Origin of the sequence: Tepidibacillus sp. HK-1 (genome assembly GCF_001748485.2) — a bacterium.
Lineage (GTDB): Bacteria > Bacillota > Bacilli > Tepidibacillales > Tepidibacillaceae > Tepidibacillus_B > Tepidibacillus_B infernus.
Genome location: NZ_BDGM02000028.1, coordinates 23,417 through 32,829, shown reverse-complemented (window position 1 = coordinate 32,829; position 9,413 = coordinate 23,417). Strand labels below are relative to the sequence as shown.

The following is a 9,413-nucleotide window of genomic DNA, read 5'->3' as shown; positions in this document are numbered from 1 at the left end:
GAGAAACAAGCTTTTCAATGACCAATACTTTTTTGAGTTCTGCTTTTGTCAATGTAATCTTCTCCTGTCCCATAGTGACATTTTCTCTGAACAGTTATAACATGACAATATCACAGAACAATAACAATTTAATGCTTTCTCGATTGACTTTTTTCTATTTTATCTTTAAACTATATACCCATGTAAATATTAAATCTGCTTTTTTGTTTAATTTATTTTTACTATATTCATAGTTTAAATAGTAATATATGTTGAATTTTTAACTAAATCTTATCTAATAGGTAGAGATAAAAAGGAGAGAATAGCAAAATGGATTATCAAATTAGTACTGAAGAAGTTAGAAAAAGATTGAAAAATGGCGACAATGTAAAGATCATTGACGTACGCGAAGACTTCGAATTTGTGAATGGACATATTCCTGGAGCGATCCTTATTCCATTAGGAACATTAGGTTATCGATATCAGGAATTAGATAAACAAGAAGAATATCTCATCGTTTGTCGTAGCGGTAATCGTAGTGAATATGCAACACTGTTTTTACTACATCAAGGATTTAAAAAAGTGAAAAATATTGTTGGCGGAATGTTGGATTGGACAGGAAAAGTTGTAACAGAAGAAGGGGGAATCAAATATATCTAAAACCCTTTCTACTATTTCAGGGGAAACGGTAAAGTTAATCATGGTTAAGATAGCCCACAATAATGAAAAGAAAGTTATACTTGAACATTTAAAATTGCCGGTTTATGCCGGCTTTCTCTTTGGTTAAATTATGGTTCTTTGTTGACTAATTGAGTTAAACAAAATAAACTGGTATACGTATACCGGTATCACAATAAACAACAAAGCTAGAGGTGATTCTTCTTTGACTATTTCCTTGGCGATGATTCTTTTCTTTATTGGATTGATTGGTGCTTTTCTTTCTGGAATGCTTGGAATTGGAGGGGCAATCGTTAATTATCCCATGCTTTTATATATACCTGTTTTGATTGGAGTAGGAGCTTTTACTCCTCAAGAAGTTTCTGCTATTACCATGTTACAAGTCCTTTTCTCTTCTTTAACAGCTTCATTTGCCTATAAAAAATCAAATTTTATCAATAAAAATCTAATAATTATCATGGGAAGTAGTATTATTATTGGGGGGCTCTTAGGAGGCTTTGGTTCAAAATATCTAACTGGTGATATGATCAATATGACCTATGGAGTACTCGCCACTTTGGCTGCAATCTTAATGTTCATTCCTAGGCCAGTTCAGGAAGAACATGAACCAGAACTTAGATATCATCGTATATTGGCTGCAATCTCAGCTTTTATTGTTGGGGTTGTCTCAGGTATTGTCGGTGCAGGTGGAGCCTTTATTTTAATTCCAATCATGCTGTTTTTCTTAAAGATTCCTCTTCGTACTACTATTGCTTCCTCTTTAGTTATTGTATTTCTATCATCGATTGGTGGAACGGTTGGAAAAGTCATGTCAAGGTCAATTCTCTTTTGGCCAACCTTTTGGACAGTCATAGGAAGCTTAGCCGGGGCTCCGCTAGGGGCAAAAGTAGGGAAAAAAATGAAAGCCAAATCATTGCAATATGTATTGGCCATCCTTATTTTAGGAACCGCAATCAAAATTTGGCTTGATATCATTTGAAGACGACTGTCATCGAATTCAACTGCTTTAATGGCTGCAGAGAGAACGAAGCACTTCCCGAACCTATGATAACGAAATCATACATCTTTCTTCACCTTTCCTTTCACAAGTGATAAATCAAGTTTGTGCTAACGCCTTCAAACCTTTACATCTACTACAATACATGCAAAATATGGAGAAATAATGAATTTGTATTCAGAAAATTCATCTGAATATTTTATGGAAGGAAAGAAAAAATAGTAAACATAAATTATACTATAAAAATTCAGGTGAAAAAATGTTAGAAACACGTGATCTCATCACAATTCTTACTGCAATTTTGATTGGAACCATTTCTCGAATCCTGATGCTAAAGGAAGACTTTCGCCAATATCCTAGTTATCCAAATGGCTATCTGATTCATTTAATTACGGGTTTTATTGCTGCATCTTTAGGAGCAGTGGCGATTCCAGCACTGTTGTCCAAGAATTATGTGGCCGTCACTTTCCTTGTTCTAGCCATTCAGCAATTTCGCGATATAAGAAAAATGGAGAGAGATAGCCTAAAAGATTTAGAAGAGACGGAATACACTTTCCGAGGTGCAGCTTACATTGATGGAATTGCAAAAACGTTTGAGGCTAGAAGTTATTTTTCACTCATTGTATCTCTCTTTACTGCACTAACCATGTACATCTTACCCTTTTCATATGTCCCTAAGGTGATCGGGTCAGTAATCGTTGGTTTTTCTCTCATCTATATTCTAAAACGGTTTTCAAAGGGAAAAACTGTTGGTGATATTGCAGAAGTAAAGCCAGGGAAAATTGAAATAAAAGGTTCTGAGCTTTATGTCGATGACATTTTCGTCAGTAACTTACTTGGTGGCGATAATAGTCGTGAGTTATTTCAAAAGGAAGGCATGGCCGTTGTCGTTTATCCCAAAAAAGATCATTTTCGCATTGCACTCGATCATTTTGGCCAACGTCAAGCGATGCTATTTGAGGCAACGAGAGCAATTGGTTTAAAACGTTACCATTTCACAAGAAAAGATTATGAAAAAGGGAGAATTGTAGTCACATTGGTTCCTGTACTTAACGATTACGATAAATTAGTTGAAGCGGTTATCCAAACACCACTATTAGAAACTGTGAAAAAGAGCCATTCAGTGATGAATACCAATTTATTTGGGGAGGAATAAGGATGGGAAGAGAAGCAACTATGAAACCTAGCTATGAGATTTTAGCTTATATTACATTAGATAGAAATAGAGTACTCGCCGGAAATCCTATTGCTTTATATGCTGAAAATGAAGAGATTCAGAAAACCTTATCCGTAGATATTGCTAAAGCCTTAAAAGCAGATATCGTTCAGCTAAAAACTGGAGATTATATGGTTATTCGGGTTTAGTAAAATAGCACAAAAAAGTGAAGGAATCAATCCTTCACTTTTTTACTGCTATATTGCTTATTTAATCACACGACGTGCTGTAACATAGTAATCTTTCAACCATCTAACATTCATATCAGTATATGTTACACCTGGTTTACCATAGGTATGAAGCACTTTTCCATTACCAGCGTAGATGGCCACGTGGCCAATTCTACCATTATATCCAGGTAAGGTATAGAAGAGTAAATCTCCTTTTTGCCATTTTCCATATGGTACATATGCACCTACAGTAGATTGTTGACGAGAATTTCTTGGTAATTTGATCCCATTCTTATAAAAGACATATTGTGTAAAAGAAGAACAATCAAATGTATTGGTTTGATAGGCTCTCGCACCAAATTGATATGGTGTTCCCATATACTTTTCACCAGTCTCAATAATTGAATCTGCGATCGTGTTGGTTAAAGTAGGGACTGTTGATGGAGCAGTTGACCCCGTATTAGATGAACCCGTATTATTCGTTAGTGATGTTGGCGTTGAAGGCGTTGATGTTGCTCCTGTTGAAGTTTGTCCACTTGTTAAAAATCGTCTCGCACCAAAATACTTACCATTATAGTAACTTGTAGATAACGAATGAACAGCTACCTTTCCACTGAAAGAACTAACAAACTTTTCATCACCTAAATAGATTCCATTGAAGTCAGGATAGGATCCCTTATAGGAAAAGAACACCACATCTCCTGGTTTTAATTCATTACGATCTACATGAACGCCATAGAATGCTTGAGACTTCACTGTTCGAGGTGAGTCAATTCCATTCTTTTGGTAAACGTAATAGATTAAACCTGAAGTATCGAATCCTTCTTGAGGAGAGGCTCCTCCATATTTAAATGGTACTCCTACTTGATTTAACGCATCCCTTGTTATGTCTGTACTTGATACGGTTGCTGCTTGAGCGGTTAAGCTTGGTAAAATAGCACTTGTTGGTCCAAAGGAACCAAATACCATTGTGGTGGCAATAGCCAAGCCAGCCAGTTTCTTTGCAGTATATCTCATACATAACCTCCTATGTTGTTTTTTCTAAATCTCTTATTCTAGGATTTAGATTTATTCTTGGTGCGTATTTACATGGTAACATAGGTAGTGTTGTGATGGACGATGTAATATCTACCAACTTCTTTGCTAGTTTTTGGTTTACTGATGTTCACATCTTTCTTCATATTTTCTTCATAAATTCCCAAAATATAGAGCAGTACTGGAAAAATCCCTCTTTCATTTTAATAAAAGCATTTAAAAATTAGTAGATTTACTCAGATCAAAAAGATGTAATTATTAGAATTACATCCATAAATTACATCTATTTTTAGATAACAAAATCAACAAAAGTGACTGTTTTCTTTAATGCTTGTTTCGATTGATTATATGGGAGGAAAATTCAAAAAAATCTTTACTTTGCAACAAAAACGAGATATAATTTCCAAACCGCGGCTTTATATTCCATATAACAACACAAGAAAGGAGTCTTTATGAGTATTTTTCGGGATTTATGGTGGTTTTTTAAGTTAGAAAAAACGAAATATATCATTGGTGTTCTTCTTTTGATGTTGGTCTCATTCCTTAATTTATTTCCACCCTATGCCGTTGGTAAAATCGTCGATCAAATCAAAGGACAAACGTTAACGACAGAACAATTATTGCTATGGATTTTGCTTATTTTATTAGCCGGAATCCTTATGTACGTCTTGCGCTATATTTGGCGTATGATGATATTTGGATCTGCAGTTAAATTGGGAGCCTTGTTACGCCAACGTTTATATGATCATTTTACAAAATTATCACCGCAATTTTATCATAAGCACCGAATCGGTGATCTAATGGCTCATTCAACCAATGATATTCAAGCGATTGAAGGCACTGCTGGAGAAGGGGTTTTAACCCTAGTAGACTCCTTAACAATGGGAACACTTGTCATCGTGGCCATGGCCACTACAATTAGTTGGAAATTAACGCTGATTACGCTTCTACCCATGCCTTTTATGGCTTGGCTGACTAACTTTTATGGTTCTCTCGTACACGAACGTTTTTTTCAAGCACAAGATGCCTTCTCTCATTTAAATGAAAAAGTTCAGGAAAATGTCTCGGGAATTCGTGTTATTAAAGCATTTGGTCAAGAAGAGGCAGAAAAGAATGCTTTTGCAAATCAATCCATGGATACGGTTAAAAAGAATATTGCAGTAGCCAAAGTCGATTCATTATTTGATCCTACCATTCAATTGATTGTAGGGATCTCTTTCTTTCTTGCAGTGGCCTTTGGCGCCAAATTTGTGATAGGGAAAGAGATGACGATTGGTCAGTTGACATCTTTTACAATTTATTTGGGTCAATTGATCTGGCCAATGCTAGCTTTTGGTTGGTTATTTAATATAGTTGAACGAGGTCGTGCTTCCTATGATCGCGTTCAGGAGTTGCTTCATGTTAAACCTGCCATTGTTGACAAAGTTGGTGCAATTAAGCAGCCTCCTACTGGCGATCTAGCCTATCAGATTAACTCTTTCACCTATCCTGAACAAGAGAAACCAACATTAAGAAATGTTGATTTCACATTAAAAAAAGGGCAAACTCTTGGTGTGATTGGAAAAACAGGAAGTGGGAAAACAACGTTACTTCGTTTATTACTTCGGGAATTTGATCTCGATCAAGGTGATATCACCATTAATTATAAATCAATCTATGATTATACTTTAGACGCTCTACGTTCTTCGGTCGGTTATGTACCACAGGAACATTTCCTCTTCTCAGGTACGATAACAGAAAATATTTCCTTTGCAAAACCTAAGGCCACGTTAGAAGAAGTAATCGAAGTGGCAAAATTAGCTGCAATCCATAAAGATATCCTGCAATTCGAAGAAAAGTATGAAACGATGGTTGGAGAAAGAGGGGTCACTTTATCTGGGGGACAAAAACAAAGAATCTCAATTGCCCGCGCTTTACTTATAGATCCGGAGATTCTAATCCTAGATGATGCATTATCAGCAGTGGATGCCAAGACAGAGGAAGGCATCTTACAATCGCTTTTAAAAAATCGTTTAAATAAAACAACATTGATCTCCTCACACCGTTTAAGTGCTGTGCAACACGCAGATCTGATTATCGTCCTTGAAGAAGGCCAAATCATTGAGCGAGGAAGTCATGAAGAATTAATGCAATTAGAGGGATGGTATAAAGAGATGTATCAACGTCAACAACTAGAATTTTTAGTCGAAAAAGGGGGCGTTTCAGAATGAATACAACTCCTCAAACGGAGGCAATTTCAAAACAAAGGGTATTTCGTAGGCTTTTGTCGTATATCAAACCCCATATCAAGGGATTAACGAATGCCTTTATCATTTTGCTTGTTGCTACATCTGCTGATGTTGTTGGCCCGATTCTCATTAAAATCTTTATTGACGACTACCTAACACCTGGTCTTTTTGAATGGAAAGCAATCAGTTTACTTGGGGCTGGTTATTTACTTCTTCATATTACATCTGTAAGTTTAAACTTTTACCAACTGATTTCTTTTCAGAAAATCGCCCTATGGATCATTCATCAATTGCGGGTCGATGTGTTTGCGAAGGTTCAACATATGGGGCTCACTTTTTTCGATAACACTCCAGGAGGAAGTATCGTTTCTCGGATTACTAATGATACAGAAGCGATCAAAGAATTATACATTAGTGTGTTATCTACTTTCGTTCAAAATATTATCTTTCTGATGGGAATCATTGTAGGAATGTTCTTCCTTAATGTGAAAATGGCCTTGCTTTTTCTCTTGCTCATGCCATTTATCCTTTTACTGATGCATGGATATCGAAAAATAAGTGCAAAGATTTTTCACCAAGCGAGAAAAAAATTAAGCCAACTAAATGCCAAACTAAACGAATCTCTTCAAGGGATGAATATCATTCAAGCGATGCGTCAAGAAAAAAGGGTAAGTAGTGAATTTGGTAAGACCAACCAAGACTACTTGACATTTAATATCAAGCAAATCAAAATCAACTCTCTAATGGTTAGACCTGCTGTAGATTTCCTTTACCTCGTAGCTTTAAGCTTAATCTTAAGTTTTTTTGGGATCGAGTCTATTCACACGTCGATTGAAATTGGTGTCGTTTATGCGTATTTGAATTATTTAGATCGTTTCTTTGAACCCGTCAATATGATGATGTTTCGCCTAAGTCAATTTCAACAAGCGATCGTTGCCGCTGAAAGAGTATTTGGACTACTTGATGATGAACGAATGGCTCCAAGTAAAATAGGTGATGATTCACCAGTGATTCAAGAAGGACAGATTGAATTTAAAGATGTCACTTTCTCCTATGATGGCAAAACAGATGTCTTAAAAAATATCTCTTTTGTTGCTAAACCTGGTGAGACTGTTGCCTTAGTAGGACACACAGGCAGTGGCAAGAGTTCAATTATCAATCTATTGATGCATTTTTATCCAATCAAGCATGGGGAAATTCTGATTGATGGTCTCCCCCTTTCTCATTACCTGAATGAAGAATTGCGTAAGAAAATCGGTTTAGTTTTACAGGATCCCTTTCTTTTTGTCGGAGATATTAAACAAAATATTCGGTTGCATCATGAGGAGATTAGTGACGAAAAAATCATTGAAGCAGCAAAATATGTTCAAGCTGATTCCTTTATTCAAAAACTTCCCAATCGTTATCACGAGCCTGTCATGGAACGTGGAGCCACTTTTTCATCTGGACAACGGCAGCTGATCTCCTTTGCTCGAACAATGGCTATCAATCCAAAAATATTGATTTTGGATGAGGCAACGGCTAGTATTGATACGGAGACAGAGGAAGCGATTCAAACAGCGCTAGATAAGATGAGAAAAGGAAGAACGACCATCGCTATCGCACATCGACTCTCTACGATTCAAGATGCTGATTTGATCCTAGTCTTACACCATGGTGAAATCGTGGAAAGAGGAACTCATCAAGAACTCCTAGCAAAAGGTGGCCTTTACCATAAGATGTTCTTGCTCCAACAAGGAATAAAGAGCCCACAAAAGAAAGAGGCCTAACGCCTCTTTTTAAGGACAAGAAAGTGTTCACTTTCTTCCTTTAGTTGTTTAAGGGTTTCTTTAATCAAAGAAAGGCATGGATAACGGAGCGCGCGCTGGAATATACAAACCTTTTTATCTTACATCACAAACCAATAAATACTGATCTTTGTTTGGTCTGCATTTTCTTCTTTCAACTTTTCGCGCAAATGAGATAACATCTCCTCTGATACATCAACAGCAGCTTTATTCCCCTGTACGTCTACCTTGTTTTTAATAGTAATTGTATGGCGTCTTTAATGATTTTATCCGTATCACGTTGTTCATCCTGTTTTTGCATTTCATCCATTAAACATTTACTCATATCTGTGCCAATAACGTGAACAATCACACGGTCAACAGCATTACGTACCGCAGACAATTGGTGAATGACATCATTGCATTCTTGTCCTTCTTCCATCATTCGGAGGACACCTCTTACCTGTCCCTCTACTCTCTTTAAGCGATTCTTAATCTCTGGGGAGTAATTCATAGAACCACCTCCATCACATATCCTTATACATTAAATACCTTAACAGGTATATTGTTTGTCTCTATTATATCTTTAATTTTTTCTTTTTACCATTTGAATATTCTTCGAACCGTTTTATATCATCAATATGACCAACTAATACTAAAATGTCACCTTCTTGAAATTGATCATTGGCTTGAGGTGCAATTTTTAGCTGCTCATTAGATTTGATTGCCATCACATTTAAGCCAAATTTAGCGCGTATATCTAATTCAAGTAGGGTCTTTCCTACGATATCTGGTCCAATCGCAATCTCTACAATATTATAGTTTGGTGCTAGTTCTATATAATCAAGGATATTAGGAGTAATAAGCTGGTGAACGACACGGATCCCCATGTCTCGTTCTGGGTAGATAATTTTATCTGCACCAATTTTTTCCAACACCTTTCCATGAAGCTCATTTTGGGCTTTTACTACAATTCTTGGCACTCCTAAGTCTTTAAGAATCAATGTAGTCAAAATGCTTGATTGGATATCTTCACCAATCGCCACAATGACCACATCAAAATTACGAATCCCAATGGTTTTTAAAGCAACTTCATCTGTAGAATCTACTTGTAATACATGTGTAGCCCGATTGACCATTTCTTGAACTTTTTCCTCTTTTGAATCAATTCCTAGTACTTCATAGCCCATTTCATATAGTGTTCCAGCTAAACTTGAACCAAAACGTCCCAAACCAATGACTGCAAATTGTGTAGCCACTTTTTTCTCCTCCTAAAATAATGCCCTTATAAACACAAGAAAACACATATAGTACTCTACTTATTTTCTATGAAAATGTCAACGA

General features: G+C 36.3%; 9 protein-coding genes. 6 read left to right on the top strand and 3 right to left on the bottom strand.

The features are described from left to right. Nucleotides 1-309 precede the first annotated feature (309 nt). The 4 genes from BEN26_RS12595 (at nt 310) to BEN26_RS12580 (ending at nt 3,019) form a co-directional block, all read left to right on the top strand. A complete protein-coding gene (locus tag BEN26_RS12595; RefSeq protein ID WP_068722823.1) occupies nt 310-639 on the top strand; it encodes a rhodanese-like domain-containing protein in 330 nt (109 codons plus the stop codon). 229 nt (nt 640-868) lie between these two features. Then, nucleotides 869-1,636 (top strand): sulfite exporter TauE/SafE family protein, encoded by a 768-nt coding sequence (locus tag BEN26_RS12590; RefSeq protein WP_181482294.1) that lies wholly within the window; start codon nt 869-871, stop codon nt 1,634-1,636. Nucleotides 1,637-1,913: 277 nt separating this feature from the next. Continuing rightward, nucleotides 1,914-2,810: a YIEGIA family protein gene (locus BEN26_RS12585; protein ID WP_069797467.1), complete on the top strand. Its 897-nt coding sequence runs from the start codon at nt 1,914-1,916 to the stop codon at nt 2,808-2,810. Between the two features lie 2 nt (nt 2,811-2,812). Continuing rightward, nucleotides 2,813-3,019 (top strand): capping complex subunit for YIEGIA, encoded by a 207-nt coding sequence (locus tag BEN26_RS12580; protein WP_069797469.1) that lies wholly within the window; start codon nt 2,813-2,815, stop codon nt 3,017-3,019. A gap of 57 nt (nt 3,020-3,076) precedes the next feature. Here the strand turns inward: BEN26_RS12580 and BEN26_RS12575 are convergent, their stop codons facing one another. After that, nucleotides 3,077-4,057: a C40 family peptidase gene (locus tag BEN26_RS12575; RefSeq protein ID WP_068722814.1), complete on the bottom strand. Its 981-nt coding sequence runs from the start codon at nt 4,055-4,057 to the stop codon at nt 3,077-3,079. A gap of 470 nt (nt 4,058-4,527) precedes the next feature. Between BEN26_RS12575 and BEN26_RS12570 the strand changes: the two genes are divergently transcribed. Further along, nucleotides 4,528-6,285, top strand: coding sequence for an ABC transporter transmembrane domain-containing protein (locus BEN26_RS12570; protein WP_069797471.1), 1,758 nt, complete (start codon nt 4,528-4,530; stop codon nt 6,283-6,285). Then, nucleotides 6,282-8,072 (top strand): ABC transporter ATP-binding protein, encoded by a 1,791-nt coding sequence (locus tag BEN26_RS12565; protein ID WP_069797473.1) that lies wholly within the window; start codon nt 6,282-6,284, stop codon nt 8,070-8,072. The genes BEN26_RS12570 and BEN26_RS12565 overlap by 4 nt, the downstream gene beginning before the upstream one ends. Nucleotides 8,073-8,313: 241 nt before the next feature. On the opposite strand, the gene BEN26_RS12560 is transcribed toward BEN26_RS12565, so the two are convergent. After that, nucleotides 8,314-8,583 carry a metal-sensing transcriptional repressor gene (locus BEN26_RS12560; RefSeq protein WP_069797475.1) on the bottom strand — a complete coding sequence of 90 codons (270 nt, stop codon included), beginning with the start codon at nt 8,581-8,583 and terminating at the stop codon, nt 8,314-8,316. 64 nt (nt 8,584-8,647) lie between these two features. Next, the gene (locus BEN26_RS12555) at nt 8,648-9,328 is read right to left on the bottom strand and encodes a potassium channel family protein (protein ID WP_068722810.1); all 681 of its coding nucleotides are present in this window, start codon (nt 9,326-9,328) and stop codon (nt 8,648-8,650) included. Nucleotides 9,329-9,413 lie beyond the last annotated feature (85 nt).

Coding starts and splice junctions, on each gene's coding strand:
- BEN26_RS12585 (WP_069797467.1), top strand. CDS start 1,914: ATGTTAGAAACACGTGATCTCATCACAATTCTTACTGCAATTTTGATT.
- BEN26_RS12575 (WP_068722814.1), bottom strand. CDS start 4,057: ATGAGATATACTGCAAAGAAACTGGCTGGCTTGGCTATTGCCACCACA.
- BEN26_RS12595 (WP_068722823.1), top strand. CDS start 310: ATGGATTATCAAATTAGTACTGAAGAAGTTAGAAAAAGATTGAAAAAT.
- BEN26_RS12570 (WP_069797471.1), top strand. CDS start 4,528: ATGAGTATTTTTCGGGATTTATGGTGGTTTTTTAAGTTAGAAAAAACG.
- BEN26_RS12565 (WP_069797473.1), top strand. CDS start 6,282: ATGAATACAACTCCTCAAACGGAGGCAATTTCAAAACAAAGGGTATTT.
- BEN26_RS12560 (WP_069797475.1), bottom strand. CDS start 8,583: ATGAATTACTCCCCAGAGATTAAGAATCGCTTAAAGAGAGTAGAGGGA.
- BEN26_RS12580 (WP_069797469.1), top strand. CDS start 2,813: ATGGGAAGAGAAGCAACTATGAAACCTAGCTATGAGATTTTAGCTTAT.